General features: G+C 68.4%; 11 protein-coding genes, 3 tRNA genes and 3 rRNA genes (1 of these 17 running past the window's edge). 9 read left to right on the top strand and 8 right to left on the bottom strand.

Annotated elements, in window-relative coordinates:
- Both ACF3NH_RS15160 and ACF3NH_RS15155 read right to left on the bottom strand, forming a co-directional pair.
- The gene (locus tag ACF3NH_RS15160; RefSeq protein WP_422923880.1) at nt 1-1,218 is read right to left on the bottom strand and encodes a URC4/urg3 family protein; all 1,218 of its coding nucleotides are present in this window, start codon (nt 1,216-1,218) and stop codon (nt 1-3) included.
- The gene (locus tag ACF3NH_RS15155) at nt 1,215-2,495 is read right to left on the bottom strand and encodes a GTP cyclohydrolase II (protein ID WP_422923878.1); all 1,281 of its coding nucleotides are present in this window, start codon (nt 2,493-2,495) and stop codon (nt 1,215-1,217) included. The genes ACF3NH_RS15160 and ACF3NH_RS15155 overlap by 4 nt, the downstream gene beginning before the upstream one ends.
- A 146-nt stretch (nt 2,496-2,641) precedes the next feature.
- Here ACF3NH_RS15155 and ACF3NH_RS15150 point away from each other — a divergent pair, with 146 nt between their 5' ends.
- The 9 genes from ACF3NH_RS15150 (at nt 2,642) to ACF3NH_RS15110 (ending at nt 13,441) form a co-directional block, all read left to right on the top strand.
- Nucleotides 2,642-3,274, top strand: a complete 633-nt coding sequence (locus ACF3NH_RS15150; RefSeq protein ID WP_422923876.1) for a TetR family transcriptional regulator C-terminal domain-containing protein — start codon at nt 2,642-2,644, stop codon at nt 3,272-3,274.
- A gap of 53 nt (nt 3,275-3,327) precedes the next feature.
- The gene (locus tag ACF3NH_RS15145) at nt 3,328-3,873 is read left to right on the top strand and encodes a DUF2937 family protein (RefSeq protein WP_422923874.1); all 546 of its coding nucleotides are present in this window, start codon (nt 3,328-3,330) and stop codon (nt 3,871-3,873) included.
- Between the two features lie 46 nt (nt 3,874-3,919).
- Entirely contained in the window at nt 3,920-4,711 is a 792-nt protein-coding gene (locus tag ACF3NH_RS15140) for a DUF3750 domain-containing protein (protein WP_422923872.1), read from the top strand.
- 181 nt (nt 4,712-4,892) lie between these two features.
- Nucleotides 4,893-6,665 carry an acyl-CoA dehydrogenase C-terminal domain-containing protein gene (locus ACF3NH_RS15135; RefSeq protein WP_422923870.1) on the top strand — a complete coding sequence of 591 codons (1,773 nt, stop codon included), beginning with the start codon at nt 4,893-4,895 and terminating at the stop codon, nt 6,663-6,665.
- 83 nt (nt 6,666-6,748) lie between these two features.
- The gene (locus tag ACF3NH_RS15130; RefSeq protein ID WP_422923868.1) at nt 6,749-8,383 is read left to right on the top strand and encodes a long-chain fatty acid--CoA ligase; all 1,635 of its coding nucleotides are present in this window, start codon (nt 6,749-6,751) and stop codon (nt 8,381-8,383) included.
- Nucleotides 8,384-8,440: 57 nt separating this feature from the next.
- Nucleotides 8,441-9,685, top strand: coding sequence for an ABC transporter substrate-binding protein (locus ACF3NH_RS15125; RefSeq protein ID WP_422923866.1), 1,245 nt, complete (start codon nt 8,441-8,443; stop codon nt 9,683-9,685).
- Nucleotides 9,686-9,807: 122 nt separating this feature from the next.
- Nucleotides 9,808-10,479 (top strand): EI24 domain-containing protein, encoded by a 672-nt coding sequence (locus ACF3NH_RS15120; protein WP_198367724.1) that lies wholly within the window; start codon nt 9,808-9,810, stop codon nt 10,477-10,479.
- Nucleotides 10,480-10,547: 68 nt separating this feature from the next.
- On the top strand, nt 10,548-11,609 hold the full coding sequence (locus ACF3NH_RS15115) for an MBL fold metallo-hydrolase (RefSeq protein ID WP_422923864.1): 1,062 nt from the start codon (nt 10,548-10,550) through the stop codon (nt 11,607-11,609).
- Between the two features lie 113 nt (nt 11,610-11,722).
- Nucleotides 11,723-13,441, top strand: a complete 1,719-nt coding sequence (locus ACF3NH_RS15110; protein ID WP_422923862.1) for an ABC transporter ATP-binding protein — start codon at nt 11,723-11,725, stop codon at nt 13,439-13,441.
- Between the two features lie 66 nt (nt 13,442-13,507).
- Here ACF3NH_RS15110 and ACF3NH_RS15105 read toward each other — a convergent pair.
- The 6 genes from ACF3NH_RS15105 to ACF3NH_RS15080 all read right to left on the bottom strand — a co-directional run.
- A tRNA-Met gene (locus ACF3NH_RS15105) sits at nt 13,508-13,584 on the bottom strand.
- Nucleotides 13,585-13,623: 39 nt separating this feature from the next.
- Nucleotides 13,624-13,738, bottom strand: a 5S ribosomal RNA gene (rrf, locus tag ACF3NH_RS15100).
- A gap of 112 nt (nt 13,739-13,850) precedes the next feature.
- Nucleotides 13,851-16,598, bottom strand: a 23S ribosomal RNA gene (locus ACF3NH_RS15095).
- A gap of 266 nt (nt 16,599-16,864) precedes the next feature.
- Nucleotides 16,865-16,936: transfer RNA gene (locus ACF3NH_RS15090), tRNA-Ala, on the bottom strand.
- A gap of 85 nt (nt 16,937-17,021) precedes the next feature.
- A tRNA-Ile gene (locus ACF3NH_RS15085) sits at nt 17,022-17,095 on the bottom strand.
- A 239-nt stretch (nt 17,096-17,334) separates the two neighbouring features.
- Nucleotides 17,335-17,358 (bottom strand): 16S ribosomal RNA (locus tag ACF3NH_RS15080) (it continues 1,463 nt past the right edge of the window).
- Together the 16S, 23S and 5S rRNA genes with 3 tRNA genes alongside form the textbook arrangement of a ribosomal RNA operon.

Here is a 17,358-nt window from a genome sequence, read left to right as displayed (position 1 = left end):
TCAGAACACGGTTCCGTCGCTGGCCACCCGCAGCGGCGGTCCGCCACCGGGGCGCAGCGCGCGGGCGATACGCCGGCCGGCCGCCCAGCTCCCCCCCTCCAGCACGCGGGCCAGGGGCAGCGCGGCGGCATCCAGGCCGACCCTGTCCCGCACCAGCCCGGCCAGGCGATCGAGCAGCGCCACGGTCAGCGCCCGCCATTCGACGACGGCCGGATGATCCACCGGCAGGACGGCGGACGCCAGGGCGGGATCGCGCAACGCCAGCACGCCGAGATCGAGGAACAGCCCGCCATTGCGATATTCCGGCAGGCCGGTCAGCGCATCCAGCGCCAGCACCGGCAGGCCGGCATCCTCCAGCACCTCGGCCAGCGAGTAGCTGAGCCATTGCGAGAGCTTGTGGAACGGCACCAGGCCGGGTGCGGGCCCCTCCGGCGCGGCCTGCGGATGGCGCCAGACATCGCCCAGATTCTCTCCGTCCAGCGTCAGCCGCGCCGGCCAGACCGGCGCCAGCCCCTCCAGCAGCGCGGCGAGGATCTCCGCCGCCGGCACGCCGTCCGGCGCGGCCCCGGCCCGCAGGGCATCATAGAGCCCGCCGGGGCGCGCTCCGGGGAAGAGGTGCGGCGCCCGGCGCAAGGCGGCGCCGGTGCCGCGCAGCAGCGCCGCCCGTCCCTCCAGCCCCGTCAGCGGATTTTCCGGCGACACCTGGAACAGGCGGGCCAGATCGCCCGCCTCCAGCCGCTCCAGCGCCGCGGCATCGACACGCAGCGGGTCGCCGGCCACGTCCGAGAAGAGCCCCGCCGCGAAGGCTTCCAGACTGGCCACGGCCAGGCCCTCGGAGCGCGCCAGGACGGTCCCGTCTCCCGCCTTGAAGTGCCAGTCCGGCCCCGCCCCGGCATCGAGCAGGACCGAGACCAGGCAGAGGTCGAAGCGCCGCCGCGCGATCCGGGCGGCGTCCTCGTCCCGCAGGCGGGACGCCAGCGCACCCCAGCGATCCAGGCCGCCGGCGGCGAAATGGCGCCAGCGCGCATGGTAGGGGATGCGCAGATCGGGATAGGTCGCGCGGATCGTCTCCGTCACGTAATCGGCCGCGGCGGGCAGGCGCGCCGGCTGGAGGCGGAAGTGCCCCAGGGCGTCCGCCTCGGCGAGGCGCAGCAGGGCGTGGCAGCGCGCCCGGATGGTGGCGGGCTGGCGCAGCAGCGCCACGGCCTCCGAGATCAAAGCGGGCGGCCCTTGGCCCTGGCGAGTTCCTCCGCGCCCGGCACCGCCTCGGTGAAGTAGCCGGCCGCCTTCTTGGCATCCATCTCCACCTGGGCATCCGGCGGGATGAGCGCCTCCGGGATCGGCACGCGCTCGACCACCTGGATGCCGCTCTCCGTGATCGGCGCGAACTTCATGTTGCTCATCGACACCAGCCGGTCGATGCGGGTGATGCCGAGCCAGTGCAGCACATCCGGCATCAGCTCCTGGAAGCGCATGTCCTGCACCCCGGCGACGCATTCGGTGCGCTGGAAATACCGCTCGGCGCGGTCGCCGCCCTCCTGCCGCTTACGGGCGTTATAGACGAGGAACTTCGTCACCTCGCCCAGTGCCCGCCCCTCCTTGCGATTGTAGACGATGGCGCCGACCCCGCCCTCCTGCGCCATGCCGATGCAGGCCTCGATGCCATGCGCCAGATAGGGGCGACAGGTGCAGATGTCGGAGCCGAACACGTCCGAGCCGTTGCATTCGTCGTGGATGCGGCAGGCGATCCGGGTCTCGGGCCGGCCGAGCTTGCCGGTGTCGCCGAAGAGATAGACCGTCATGCCGCCGATCGGCGGCAGGAAGACCCGCAGGTCCGGCCGCGTCACCAGTTCGGGGAACATGCCGCCGGTCTGCTCGAAGAGGTCGCGCCGCAGCGCCGTCTCGCCCAGCCCGAAGCGCGCTGCGATGCCGGGCAGGTACCAGACCGGCTCGATGGCGACCTTGGTCACCCGCGCATCGCCATTGGCCAGCAGCACCTCGCCGTCCGGCGCCAGCCGCCCGGCCGCCACGGCGGCGGCCAGCTCCGGCATGTTGATATGCGCCCGGGTGACGGCGATGCTCGGACGGACATCGAGCCCGGCCTCGATCTGCGCCGCGAAGACCTCGGGCACCAGGTGCCCCCAGGGGTCGAAGGAGACGATCTTCGCGGGATCGTTCCAGGCGGGAAAGGGCCCGATCGGACTGGCCGGGCGGGTGTCGCGGTAGTCCGGCCGGTGATCGGCCCGGAGCTGGCCGGAGGCCACCGCCAGGGCGCGATAGAGGCCATAGGAGCCGGCATGGGTCCCGATGGCGTTGCGCACCGCTGGGTTCTGCAGCGTCGCCACGACCGGGCCGCGCCGGGCCGGATCGGCCTCGCCCCAGAGCAGCGGCGAGGCCAGGGCGGCGCCACGCTGCGGATGCGAGGTCAGGACGATCGGACGCGGCGCCGCGCCGTGCCCTCGGAGACCCTCGCGAAGTCGATTGAGGTCGGTCATCGTCGCGCCACTTCCCCTGCGGCGGGCCCCGCCCGTGGGAAGGCCTGGAGGGGCCGCCCGGCGAGGCTAGGAAAATCCTGACCGAACGGTCAAGAATGTTCGGTGCCACGGCATGCCGCCGCGGGCGCAGGCAGGAAGGGTGCCCGATGTCCGGACGGCAGGCCGTCTCTCCCCGCTCCCGGCGGCGGCAGGCACGCCTCGACCTGATCCTGGAGGCGGCGGAAGGCGTCTTCGCCGATGCCGGCTTCGAGGGCGCCAGCATGTCCTGCATCGCCGCCGCGGCGGCGATGCCCAAGGCCAATCTGCACTACTACTTCGGGACCAAGGAGGCGCTCTACCGCGCCGTGTTGGAAGGCATCCTGACCCTCTGGCTCTCCGCCACCGATCCGATCCGGCCGGAGGCGGACCCCGCCGAGGCGCTGTCGGCCTATGTCCGCGCCAAGATGCGCTGGTCGCGGCAGCGGCCGCAGGCCTCGCGGGTCTTCGCCAACGAGGTGCTGCACGGGGCGCCCTATCTGCAAAGCTACCTGGCCGGACCCCTGCGCGCCCTGGTGCGGGAGAAATCCGCCGTCATCGAGGGGTGGATTGCCGAAGGCCGCATGCGGCCGGTCAGCCCGCCGCACCTCTTCTTCGCCATCTGGGCGATGACCCAGACCTACGCCGATTTCGACCCGCAGATCCGCGCGGTGCTGGACTGCCCTCCCCTCGATGAGCAGGCCCAGGCACAGGGCGGCGCCACGGTGCTGCAACTGGTGCTGGGGGGCTGCGGCCTGGCCTGAGGTGCAACCCCCGGGGCCGTGACCCTTTTCCAGAGGAGCATGAGGAGCGCGGCATGGCGGGATTCCTGGGGCGCTGGCTGGGCGACAGCATCCGGCTCGGCCTGGCCCTCTTCCTGACGCTGTCGGCCATGCAGCTGCCCGGCCTAGCCGATGCCTATCAGGCGGGGCTGCGGCAGGCGGCGGAGGCCACGGCGCGCGACCTGGCGGAACGGGAGAGGATCGCCCGGGACTACTACCGCCTGCCGGAGCAGACCACCGGCCCGGCCCTCGTCGAGGCGCTGAGGGGCCCGGAGCCGGCCAATGCCGAGGGGCTTCGCCGGTCGGCCGCCCGCCTGGCCGGCCTGCGGGCGGCGCATGCCGAGATGGCGGCGGCGCCGGGCCTGCTGCGGCCGCTCGTGGCCTTCCGCGTGGCGGCGGGAGGGGCGGAGGATGCGGAGGCCGCCGTGCTGGCGACCGCCTACGAGACCTATATCCCCCGCCTGCTGCTCAACACCGCCGGCGCCATCTACGGCCTGGGCGGGCTGATGCTGGGGCTGCTCCTGGCCCAGCTCCTCACGGCACCCTTCCGGCGGCGCCAGCCGGCGCCCGCATGGCGATGATGCCGCGCCCCTTGCCGCAATGCAGCAAAAGGCAAATGTGACGGGCATGGTCGCTCCGCTCAAAATCGCCGCGCTGTTGTTCGTCCTCCTCTATCTCCTGCCCCTCGGTATCTCGGCCGCGCTGTATCAGCTCCGCGGCAGCGGTGCCGGATGGCGCACCGCGGATCGCTCCAGCATCGGCGTCCTGCCCGCCGCCGCCACGCATGCCCCCGCCGTGGTCCGGGTCTTCGCCGCGCAGACGGTGCGCTGGCGTGGCATCTTCGCCACGCATTGCTGGATCGTCTTCAAGCCCGAGGGCGCGGGCGGCTACACCCGGTACGACTACACCGCCTGGGGCCAGCCCATCCGCATGAACGGCTTCGAGCCGGACGGGCGCTGGTTCGGCGCCATGCCGGAGACGGTCTTCGCCGCCGACGGTGCCGCGGCGGCGGCGCTCATCCCGAGCATGCAGGCGGCGATCGAGGGCTATGCCTGGCGCAACCAGGGGGACTACCGCGCCTGGCCGGGGCCGAACTCCAACACCTTCGTCGCCGCCGTGCTGGACGCCGTGCCGGGACTGGGCGCCGCGCTACCGCCGACGGCCATCGGCAAGGACTTCCCCTATGACGGGCGCTGGCTGCGCCCCACCTCGTCCGGCACCGGGTTCCGGCTGACCCTCGGCGGCTATCTCGGCCTGACCCTGGCCTGGGTGGAGGGGCTGGAAGTGAGCATCCTGGGTGCCATCGCTGGGATCGATCTGCGCCGCCCGGCCGTCAAGCTGCCGGGCCTCGGGCGGATCGGCATGCGCGGACAGGACGGGCCGGCGACGCCGGTGCGCGACCTGGTCGAGAGCCTGTGAGCCTCGCGCGGGGCCCGTCGCATCGCCGCCATTGACTTCTCCGGTCCGGCCATGCGCTGCTCCGGGCAGGGGAAAGGTCCATGGTCCAGGACACCGCGGTCAGGACGAGTCCGGGCACGGGTCCGAAGGTCGTCGCGGAGCCGGGTCGGCGACCACTCCCGCCTGAACGCCGGAGGACCGCATGCCGCCCTATCATCCGCCGACCGAGGAGATGCTGGCCCTCCTGGATGAGGTGCTGTCGGCGGAACGTCACCTCGCCGCCCTTCCCGGGCTGGACGGCCCCCTGCTGCCGCTGCTGCGGGACATCCTGCCGGAGGCGGGCCGCCTCGCCGCCGGCGTGCTGGCGCCCCTGAACCGCATCGGCGACGAGGAGGGCTGCCGGCTGCAGAACGGGACCGTGCACATGCCCCGGGGGTTCGACGCCGCCTACCAGGCCTTCACCGAGGGCGGCTGGGGCGGCCTCTCGCAACCCGCGGAATGGGGCGGCCAGGGGCTGCCGCGCATCGCGCAGATCCTGCTGGACGAGATGGTCTCCTCGGCCAACTTCGCCTTCGGGCTGTTGCCCGGCCTGACGCGCGGCGTGGCCGAGGCGCTGGAGCGGCACGGATCGCCGGCGCTGAAAGCGCTGTACCTGCCGAAGCTGGTCAGCGGGGAATGGGCCGGCGCCATGGTGCTGACCGAACCGCAGGCCGGCACCGATCTCGGCCTGCTGCGCTGCCGCGCCGAGCCGGGGCCCGAGGGCAGCTGGCGCCTCACCGGCAGCAAGATCTTCATCACCGGCGGCGACCATGAGCTGGCGCCCAACATCATCCACATGGTGCTGGCCCGGCTGCCGGACGCCCCGGCGGGGGTGCGCGGCATCAGCCTCTTCCTGGTGCCGAAGTACCTGCCCGGGCCGGACGGCGAGCCCGCCGCGCGCAACGCCATGGCACCCTCCGCGCTGGAGCGGAAGATGGGCATCCACGGCTCGCCCACCTGCGCCATGTCCTATGACGGCGCCACGGCCTGGCTGGTCGGCGCGCCGCATCGCGGGCTGCAGGCCATGTTCACCATGATGAACGCCGAGCGGCTCTTCGTCGGCATCCAGGGACTGGGCGTCGCCGAGGCCGCCTATCAGGGCGCCGTGGCCTATGCGCGGGAGCGCCTGCAGGGACGCGCGCCGGGCCAGGAGAGCGGCCCGGCGCAGCCGATCCTGGTGCATCCCGACGTGCGCCGCATGCTGCTCACCATCCGCGCCTTCACCGGCGCGGCGCGTGGTCTCGCCCTCTGGACCGCCCTGCAGATGGAGACGGCGGCCCGGCACCCGGAACCCGCCGCGCGCGCGCGGGCCGATCGCCTGGTCGCGCTCATGACGCCGGTGATCAAGGCCGGCTTCACCGATCTCGGCTTCGAGGCCACGGTGCTGGCGCAGCAGGTCTTCGGCGGGCATGGCTACATCCGCGACCACGGCATGGAGCAGCTGGTGCGCGACGCCCGCATCGCGCAGATCTACGAGGGCACCAACGGGGTGCAGGCCATGGACCTCGCCGGCCGCAAGCTGGCGCTGGAGGACGGCGCCGCAGCGCGGGAGTTCTTCGCGCTGGTGCGGGAGAGCCTGGAGGAGGCGACCGCCGTGGCCGGGGCGGCCGACCTCGCCACGCCGCTGGCGGCGGCGCTGGCACGGCTGGAGGGCGCGACCGAGCGCCTGCGCCGCCGTGCCGCCGCGGACCCCGCCGAGACCGGGGCGGCCGCGGCGGACTATCTCCGCCTGTTCCTGCTCGTGGCGCTGGGCTGGATGTGGCTCCGCATGGCCCTGGCCGCGCTGCGGACCGGCGCACGGGAGGAGCGGCACCGTCGCTGGCTCGATGTCGCCGGCTTCTTCCATCGCCGCATCCTGCCGCAGAGCGTGGCCCTCGACCTCGCCCTGGCGGAAGGGGCCGCGCCGGTCATGGCGCTGCCGGAGGCCCTGTTCTGAACCGGACCGCCGTGCTGCGCTGAGCCTTGGTTATCAGGCGGACGGCCGGAAACAGGCCGCCGCCCCTGGGGAGGAGAGAAGCCTTGCGCGCCTTGATGATGGACGTGCCTCTGCTGGTCAGCCGCATCCTGCTTCACGCCGCCGAGTATCATGGCGACACCGCGATCGTCTCCCGCAGCGTCGAGGGACCGGTCCACCGCACCGACTACGCCACCCTGCACGAGCGCGCCCGGCGCCTGGCCCGCGCCCTGCTGCGGCTGGGCCTGGAGGCCGGGGACCGGGTCGGCACGCTGGCCTGGAACAGCCATCGCCATCTCGAGCTCTATTATGCCGCCGGCGGCGCCGGCCTGGTCTGCCACACCATCAACCCCCGCCTCTTCCCCGAGCAGATCGCCGGCATCATCGGCCATGCAGAGGATGGCGTGCTCTGCGCCGACCTCACCTTCCTGCCCCTGCTGGAGGGGCTGGCCGGCAGGCTCGGCGCCGTGCGCGCCGTGATCGTCCTGACCGACGAGGCGCATATGCCCCCCCAGCCGGCGGGCCTGCCGCCCCTGCTCTGCTACGAGGACCTGCTCGCCGCGGAGGCGCCGGACTATGACTGGCCGGAACTCGACGAGCGCTCCGCCTGCGGTCTCTGCTACACCTCCGGCACCACCGGCGCCCCCAAGGGCGTCCTCTACAGCCACCGCTCCAGCGTGCTGCACGCCATGGCCTGCTGCCAGCCGGATGTCTTCGACCTCGGCGCGGCATCGGTCGCCATGCCGGTGGTGCCGATGTTCCACGTCAATGCCTGGGGCCTGCCTTTCGCCGCGCCGATGGTCGGCGCCAAGCTGGTCATGCCCGGTCCGAGGCTCGACGGCGCCAGCCTGCACGAGCTGATGGCCGCGGAGGGCGTCACCTTCTCGGCCGGCGTGCCCACGGTCTGGATGGGCTTCCTGGACTGGATGCGCGAGACGGACGCCACGCCGGGCGCGCTGCGCCGGGTGGCCATCGGCGGCTCCGCCTGCCCGCGCGTGATGATCGAGCGCTTGGAGGCCATGGGCGTGTCCGTGCTGCACGCCTGGGGCATGACGGAGACCAGCCCCCTGGGCCTGGCCAACGCGCCCAAGGCGAAGCATGCGGGGCTCGATCCCGCGGCGCGGCTCGATCTGGCCGCCCGGCAGGGCCGCCCTCTCTTCGGTGCCAGCTTCCGCATCCTCGACGATGCCGGGCGCGACGTGCCGCGCGATGGCCGCAGCTTCGGCCGGTTGATGACCCGTGGCCCCTGGGTGGCCTCGGCCTATCACGGGCTGGAGGAGAGCGCCGCCCATGCCGAGGCGGGCTGGTTCGAGACCGGCGACGTCGCGACCATGGATGCCGATGGCTATGTCAGCATCGTCGACCGCACCAAGGATGTCATCAAGTCGGGCGGCGAGTGGATCAGCTCCATCGCGCTGGAGAACATCGCCGTCTCGCATCCCGCCGTGCAGGAGGCCGCGGTGGTCGCCCGGCCGGATGCGCGCTGGGGCGAGCGGCCGCTCCTGGTGGTCGTGCTGCGCCCGGGCGCCAGCCTCGATGCGGAGGCGGTCAGGGCGCATTTCGAGGGCCGCGTGGCGCGCTGGTGGATCCCGGAGACGATCCGCATCGTCGAGGAGCTGCCGCACACCGCCACGGGCAAGCTGCTGAAGGCGCGCATCCGCGAGCTCTATGCGCGCGAGGCGGACAATCCCTCTCCCTGAAGCATCGCACCGACCGGGGAAGCCACTCCGGACGGCAAACCGAGGAGGACGACAAGAATGGCCCTGATCGATCGCCGCAGCCTGCTCGCCGCCGGCACCGCCCTGCTGCCGCTGGGCGGCCCCTCCATGCTGCGCCCCGCACGGGCGCAAGGGCGGGCGGGGACCATCCGCATCGGCGTGCTCAACGACATGTCCGGCCCCTATCGCGACACCGGCGGCCCGGGCAGCCTGGCCGCCACGAAACTGGCGGCCGAGGAGTTCATGGCCGCGCATCCCGGCATCACGGTGGAGGTGCTCAGCGCCGATCACCAGAACCGCGCCGATGTCGGCTCCAACATCGCCCGCACCTGGTACGACCAGGACGGGGTCGACATGATCATGGACGTGCCGACGTCCTCCGTCGCGCTGGCCGTGTCCAATGTCACGCGGGAGAAGAACAAGGCCTTCGTCAATTCCGGCGCCGCCTCCACCGAGCTGACCGGCGCGCAGTGCAGCCCGAACACCGTCCACTGGACCTACGACACCTACATGCTGGCGCGCACGACGGGCGGGGCGCTGACCAAGGCCGGAGGCGACAGCTGGTTCTTCATCACCGCCGACTATACCTTCGGCCACCAGTTGCAGAAGGATGCCTCGCGCTTCGTCGAGGAGGCCGGCGGCAAGGTGCTGGGCGGCGTGCGCTACCCCTTCCCGGCCACCACCGACTTCTCCTCCTTCCTCGTGCAGGCGCAGACCAGCCGGGCCAAGGTGATCGGCCTGGCCAATGCCGGGGCCGACACGGTGAACTGCATCAAGCAGGCGCGGGAATTCGGCGTGACCCGGCGCGCCAAGCTGGCCACGCTGCTGATGGAGATCCCTGACGTGCACGGCCTCGGGCTGGAGGCGGCCCAGGGCCTGCTGCTGACCGAGGGCTTCTACTGGGACCTCAACGACCGGACCCGCGCCCTGGCCCGGCGGCTGCAGCCCCGGATGGGCGGCGTGCCGATCGATATGATCCATGCCGGCTGCTATGCCGGTACCTTGCATTATCTCAAGGCCGTGGCCGACCTCGGCGTGGCGCCGGCCAAGGCCTCCGGCCGCGCCGCCGTCGCCCGCATGAAGGCCATGCCGACGGATGACGACGCCTTCGGCCAGGGCAGCATCCGCTCCGACGGGCGCAAGCTTCACCCCGCCTATCTCTTCGAGGTGAAGTCGCCACAGGAGAGCAAGGGCCAGTTCGACTACTACAAGCTGGTGGAGACCAGCCCCGCCGACGAGGCCGCCCGCCCGCTGTCGGAAGGCCAGTGCAAGATGCCGGGCTGAGGCGGGGCCGGCGGGCCTTCGCCGCGGCGGGGCGCGTCACCAGATAAGGCGGGCCTGCCGGCCGCTCGTGGCCCGGCATGAAGGGACCGCCCGATGCTGCCTCACCTCCCCAGGCTCCGCCGATGAAGGCCGTGCTGGCCAGTCTGATCCTGCCGCTGCGGCAGATCGCCGATCCGGGCTTCCGTGGTCCCCTGCTGAAGGGGCTGGGCGCCGCCATGCTGGCCTTCGCGGGCCTGGCCTTCCTGGCCGACTGGGGCGTCGGCGCCCTGGCCGGCGGCACGGGATGGCTGGCGACGGTGGCCGGCCTGCTCGGCGGCGCGCTGGTCCTGCTGGCGGCGGTCTGGCTCTTCGTGCCGGTGATGCTGGGCATCACCAGCCTCTTCCTCGACGAGACGGCGGAGGCGGTCGAGCGGCGCTACTATCCGGGGCTGCCACCACCGGCGGGAGCGTCGCTTCCGGCACAGGTGCGCGCCGGGCTGGTGATGTCGGCGCAGTTCCTGCTCCTCAGCCTGGTGATCCTGCCCGTGGCCCTGGCCGTCCCGCCGCTGGGCGTCGTGCTGTTCTGGGCCGCAGCCGCCGTCTCCCTCGGCTACGGGCTGTTCGATGGGGTGGCACAGCGGCGGCTCGGGATCGACGAGGCCCGTGCCGCGCGGCGGCGGCTGCGGCCACGCATCCTGGCGCTCGGCGGCGCGCTGGCGGGACTGGCCCTGGTGCCGGTGGCCAACCTGCTGGTGCCGGTGCTGGGGACCGCGGCGATGACGCATCTGTTCCACCGGGCGAAGCCGGCGGCCTGAGCTTCGGTACCCAGGCCCTCAGACGCGTTGCGGGGCCGCCGAAGCCCGTTGCCAGAGGGAGGGGAACCATGCTCCGCTCCCGCTCGCGCCGAAAGTGGCGCCACGACCCGCAGATCGAGACGGGGGAGGAAATCATGATCCCATTGAGCCGACGCGGCCTGCTCGGCGCCGCCGCCAGCCTGGCCACGCTGCCCTTCCTGCCCGAAGGCGCGATGGCCGCCGCGCCATTCCGCAAGGAATTGCCGCCGGCCTGGCACCGCTTCACCTTCGGCGACTACGAGGCGACGGTGGTCTCCGATGGCTATCTGCCGCTCGGCAAGCCGGAGCCGGCTTTCCCGGCCTCGCCGCCGGCGGAGATCGTGGGGCTGCTGGAAAGCAACTTCCTGCCGCCGGATGCCGCCACGCTGGAGCAGAATGTCCTGGTGCTGAACACCGACAAGCAGCTCATCCTGTTCGACACCGGCATGGGCGACAGCATGGGCGAGGCCGGCAAGATGTTCGGCCCGACCACCGGACGGATGCTGGCCAACCTGAAGGCCGCCGGCATCCAGCCGGAGCAGATCGACCTCGTCGTGCTGACTCATGCCCATTGCGACCATTGCTGGGGCCTGGTCGATGCCGCGGGCAACCGGGTCTTCCCCAATGCCCAGGTCGCGCTGAGCGAGATCGACCTGAAGTACTGGACCGATGACGGGAACAAGCGCGGCCCGGCCTTCATGACGCCCTTCATCGATGGCGCCAAGAAGAACCTCGGCGCCTATCGCGACCGCATGATCATGGTGCAGGACGGCAAGGAGGTCGCGCCCGGCGTCATCGCCCTGTTCACCCCGGGCCACACGCTCGGGCACCACTGCTACGCCATCACCTCGGGCGACAAGACCCTGGTGAACACGGGCGACCTGGCGCACCACCACATCCTGCTGCTCCGCCGGCCGCTCTGGGAGTTCTCCTTCGATACCGACCCCAAGCTCTCGGCGCAGAGTCGCAGCCGCATGCTCGATCGCCTGGCGAAGGACAGGCACGAGGTCCTCTCCTACCACTTCCCCTGGCCCGGCCTCGGCCATGTGGTGCGCGAGAATGAAGGCTACGCCTGGATCCAGGCGCCGATCAACGTCACCACGCTGGGCTAACCGCACAGTCCTCACCCGGTGGCCGGCGCGGGTAGTTGACCGGGCCGCCGGGCGCACGGATAGGAGGAGAGGCGCCGGGCCCTGCCGGCCTTCCCTGTTCCGGATGGTTCCGCATGCTCCGGCGCTTCTTCTCCTACTACCGCCCCCACCGCCGCCTGTTCCTGCTCGACTTCTCCTGCGCCGTGCTGGCAGGCCTGCTGGAACTGGGCTTTCCGATCGCGGTCAAGGCTTTCGTCGACAATCTCCTCCCCAGCCAGGACTGGGGGCTGATCCTGCTCGCAGCAGCGGGGCTGCTCCTGATCTATCTGCTGAACACGGGGTTGATGGCGGTCGTGACCTACTGGGGCCATGCCCTTGGCATCAACATCGAGACGGAGATGCGGCGGAAGGCGTTCGAGCATCTGCAGAAGCTCTCCTTCAGCTTCTACGACAACCAGAAGACCGGCCATCTCGTCGCGCGGGTGACGAAGGATCTCGAGGAGGTCGGCGAGGTCGCCCATCACGGGCCCGAGGATCTGTTCATCGCCGTGATGACCTTCATAGGCGCCTTTGCCCTGATGTTCGTCGTGAACGTTCCGTTGGCCCTGCTGACCGCCATCGTGGTCCCCGTCGTGGCCTGGGGCTCGACGCATTACGGCGCCCGGATGACACGGAACTGGCGCGAGTTGTTCGGCCGTGTCGGTGCCTTCAATGCGCGCATCGAGGAAGCGGTGGGCGGCGTCCGCGTGGTGCAGGCCTTCGCCAATGAGAAGCATGAGAGCGCTCTCTTCGCGCAGGACAATGACCGCTACCGCCGGACCAAGCTGGACGCCTATCGCATCATGGCCGCCAGCCAGTCGGTGAATTACCTCGGCATGCGGCTGACGCAGATGGTGGTCATGCTGGCAGGCAGCTACTTCGTCATCGAGGGGGGCATCTCCAACGGCGAGTTCGTCGGGTTCCTGCTGCTGGTCGGCGTCTTCTTTCGGCCGGTGGAGAAGATCAGCGCTGTCATCGAGACCTATCCCAAGGGTATCGCCGGCTTCCGTCGCTACACCGAATTGCTGGACACCATGCCCGATATCGCGGACGCGCCGGGCGCCCAGGACGCACCGCCTCTGCGCGGCGACATCCGCTACGAGCAGGTCGGCTTCGGCTATGGCGCGGGCAAGCGCGTGCTGGATCGGGTGGATCTCGCCATCCATGCGGGTGAGACCGTCGCCTTCGTGGGACCCTCCGGTGCCGGCAAGACCACGCTCTGTTCTCTCCTGCCCCGCTTCTACGACGTGGATGCCGGCCGGATCACCATCGACGGGATCGATATCCGACGGATGACGCTGCGCTCATTGCGCCGTCAAATCGGCATCGTGCAGCAGGATGTCTTTCTCTTCGCCGGGACGCTTCGGGAGAACATCGCCTATGGCCGCCTCGACGCGGCGGAAGAGGACATCCTGAAGGCCGCGCAAAGGGCCAGGCTGGACAGGTTGATCGCCGGCTTGCCGCTGGGGCTTGAAACCGTGGTGGGGGAACGGGGGGTGAAGCTGTCGGGAGGGCAGAAGCAGCGGCTGGCGATCGCGCGGATCTTCCTGAAGAACCCACCTATCCTGATCCTGGATGAGGCCACCTCTGCTCTGGACACCGAGACCGAGCGGGCCATCCAGCAGTCCCTGGCTGAACTGTCGATGGGGCGCACGACGCTGGTGATCGCCCACCGCCTTGCCACCATTCGCCAAGCCGACCGCATTGTGGTCGTGGACAATCACGGCATCGCGGCACAGGGAAGGCATGCTGAGCTGATGACGCAGGATGGGCTTTATCGACGATTGCACGACGCCCAATTCGCCACGGAGTAAGCCCCCCCATGGCGGAATGGCCCGCGACTATTGTCTGCGGGCTTTGTGTGTATGGTGTGGGGATGATGGATGCGGGGACAGGATTTGAACCTGTGACCTTCAGGTTATGAGCCTGACGAGCTACCGGGCTGCTCCACCCCGCGGTGGTGTGTGTGTGTCGAGTGATGAGTTCTGGCTGGGTGGCCCGGCGGCGACCTACTCTCCCGCGCCTTGAGGCGCAGTACCATGGGCGCTGGGGTGTTTCACGGCCGAGTTCGGGATGGGATCGGGTGTATCAACCCCGCGATAGCCACCGGGCCACCGAGCCAGAACTGTCATCACGGATGGTGTGGTGAGACTGATTGGTGATATCGGGTGTGTGAGTGCGGATTGGTGCTGCGTGCGGTGTGTTGTGCACACTGCGTGTGATGGGATGAGATCGTTCGGGTGATTAGGACCGCTCAGCTGCGCCTGTTACCAGGCTTCCACTTGCGGCCTATCGACGTGGTGGTCTTCCACGACCCTTGGGGAGACCTCGTTTAGAGGCTGGTTTCCCGCTTAGATGCCTTCAGCGGTTATCCGTTCCGTACTTAGCTACCCAGCGATGCTCCTGGCGGAACAACTGGTACACCAGAGGTACGTCCATCCCGGTCCTCTCGTACTAGGGACAGATCCTCGCAAGTCTCCAACACCCATGGCAGATAGGGACCGAACTGTCTCACGACGTTCTAAACCCAGCTCACGTACCGCTTTAATCGGCGAACAGCCGAACCCTTGGGACCTGCTCCAGCCCCGGGATGCGATGAGCCGACATCGAGGTGCCAAACCTCCCCGTCGATGTGGACTCTTGGGGGAGATCAGCCTGTTATCCCTAGAGTACCTTTTATCCGTTGAGCGATGGCCCTTCCACGCGGGACCACCGGATCACTAAGGCCGACTTTCGTCTCTGTTCGCGCTGTCGCGCTCACAGTCAGGCGGGCTTATGCCTTTGCACTCAACAGCCGATGTCCGACCGGCTTGAGCCCACCATCGCGCGCCTCCGTTACCATTTGGGAGGCGACCGCCCCAGTCAAACTGCCCACCACGCAGGGTCCCGGCCCCAGCTAATGGGGCTCGGTTAGACACCAGAAAGGCGCAGGGTGGTATTTCAAGGATGGCTCCGCCGAAGCTGGCGCCCCGGTTTCATAGCCTCCCACCTATCCTACACAGCCCCTTCCTGGTGCCACTGCGAAGTTGCAGTAAAGGTTCATAGGGTCTTTCCGTCTGACCACGGGTACCCCGCATCTTCACGGGGAATTCAATTTCGCTGAGCCCATGCTGGAGACAGTGGGGAGGTCGTTACGCCATTCGTGCAGGTCGGAACTTACCCGACAAGGAATTTCGCTACCTTAGGACCGTTATAGTTACGGCCGCCGTTTACCGGGGCTTCGATTCAAGGCTTGCACCTCTCCTCTTAACCTTCCGGCACCGGGCAGGCGTCAGACCCTATACGTCATCTTTCGATTTCGCAGAGCCCTGTGTTTTTACTAAACAGTCGCCACCCCCTGGTCTGTGCCACCCCACACTGGTTGCCCAATGAGGGGTCTCGCTTATCCCGAAGTTACGCGAGCAATTTGCCTAGTTCCTTCAGCATGGTTCTCTCAAGCGCCTCGGTATACTCAACCAGTCCACCTGTGTCGGTTTCGGGTACGGTCTATATGTCAGAGCTATTTCCTGGAGTGATCCAGCAGCCCGTCCAATCCGATAAGGACGAACAACGTTTCACACTCGTCACTTCTGACAGGCCCAGGAATATTCACCTGGTTTCCATCGGCTACGGCTGTCGCCCTCGCCTTAGGGGCCGGCTCACCCTGCGCGGATTGGCCTTGCGCAGGAACCCTTGGACTTTCGGCGGGAGAGGTTCTCACTCTCCTTGTCGCTACTCATGTCCGCATTCGCACTTCCGATACCTCCAGGAGCCCTCACGGGTCTCCCTTCGCAGGCTTACGGAACGCTCCGCTACCGCTTGTCAAAGACAAGCCCACAGCTTCGGCAGATGGCTTGAGCCCCGTTACATTTTCGCCGCAAGACAGCTATTAGACCAGTGAGCTATTACGCTTTCTTTAAAGGATGGCTGCTTCTAAGCCAACCTCCTGGTTGTTTTGGCCGTCTCACATGCTTTCCCACTTAGCCATCATTTGGGGGCCTTAGCTGGTGGTCTGGGCTGTTTCCCTCTCGACAATGGACCTTAGCACCCACTGTCTGTCTGCCAGGTAGCACTCACCGGCATTCGGAGTTCGGTAGGGTTTGGTAGGACTTTGGGTCCCCCTAGCCCTTCCGGTGCTCTACCTCCGGCGGTGTTCGCCTGACGATCTACCTCAATAGATTTCGCGGAGAACCAGCTATTTCCGAGTTTGATTGGCCTTTCACCCCTAGCCACAGCTCATCCCCGACTTTTTCAACAGGCGTGGGTTCGGCCCTCCAGTGCGTGTTACCGCACCTTCAGCCTGGCCATGGCTAGATCACTCGGTTTCGGGTCTTCTGCCTGCAACTCAACGCCCTGTTCGGACTCGCTTTCGCTGCGCCTACACCTAACGGCTTAAGCTTGCTGCAAACAGAAACTCGCGGACCCATTATACAAAAGGTACGCCGTCACCCCCACACTTGCGCATGGGCGGGCTCCGACTGCTTGTAGGCGTTCGGTTTCAGGTCTCTTTCACTCCCCTTGTCGGGGTGCTTTTCACCTTTCCCTCACGGTACTTGTTCACTATCGGTCACCAAGGAGTATTTAGGCTTGGAGGGTGGTCCCCCCATGTTCAGACAGGGTTTCACGTGCCCCGCCCTACTCGAGACCCCAGAGAAACACTACGCCTACGGGGCTATCACCCGCTATGGCCGGCCTTTCCAGACCCTTCGGCTTCTTCTCTCTGAGATACTGGCCTGCTCCCCTTTCGCTCGCCACTACTCGGGGAATCTCTGTTGATGTCTTTTCCTCCGGCTACTGAGATGTTTCAGTTCACCGGGTTCGCCTCCTGAACCTATGAATTCAGTCCAGGATCTCCCTAAGGAGGGGTTGCCCCATTCGGACATCCGCGGATCAACGATCGCTCGCATCTCCCCGCGGCTTATCGCAGCGTGCCACGTCCTTCATCGCCTCTTGGTGCCAAGGCATCCACTGAACGCCCTTCTCATACTCAACCCATCACCGCCCGCACGCAGGACCAAGCCGCACCCTTCGGCGCGAACCCCTTCCCGCATGTCCAACGGACAGCGATGCAACACCGAGACACTCACTCCTGACAGGGAAGTCAGCCCCGCCAGGCACTCGATATCACCAAATCAGATTCACCATTTCAAACAACACGGATCGCCCCAACGGCCAAGGCCGCAGGAACGGGGCTTTCCGGAAGCATCCACCCAGGCGCGGCATCGCCGTCACCCATGTGGAATTCTGTCCCTTCTCCATGGAGGCGATCGGATTCGAACCGACGACCCCCTGCTTGCAAAGCAGGCGCTCTCCCGCTGAGCTACGCCCCCTCACGGGAACCCCTTCAACGGCATCGACCAGACCAGTCGTCAGAGACCAGCCCAGACACGAACCCGACACAGGGACAGGTCCGTATGGGCCAGGGAGGACTTGAACCTCCGACCCCACGCTTATCAAGCGTGTGCTCTAACCAACTGAGCTACTGGCCCAAACCAAGCAACCAGCCCGCAAGCGCGGCATCCCTGCCGCATGGGTCAGGATGCGCGGCCAGCGCCCAGCCCCGGATCGCTCCAGGGCCGGCATCAGTCACGGCACAAGATCATGCACCGGATACAGATCGATCAGTGTCCGCCCACGGCATCCGCCGCAGGCACAGTCTCGAGGCAGCATAAGTCAGGAACTCCACAGCCGGAGAGGCAAGCCCCTCGCACCCCATGGCGTTTCCTTGAAAGGAGGTGATCCAGCCGCAGGT

Source organism: Pseudoroseomonas sp. WGS1072, assembly GCF_049340465.1.
GTDB lineage: Bacteria > Pseudomonadota > Alphaproteobacteria > Acetobacterales > Acetobacteraceae > Pseudoroseomonas.
Note: the sequence above shows the minus strand (reverse complement) of the source record. Positions and strands in the feature narration are given on the sequence as shown.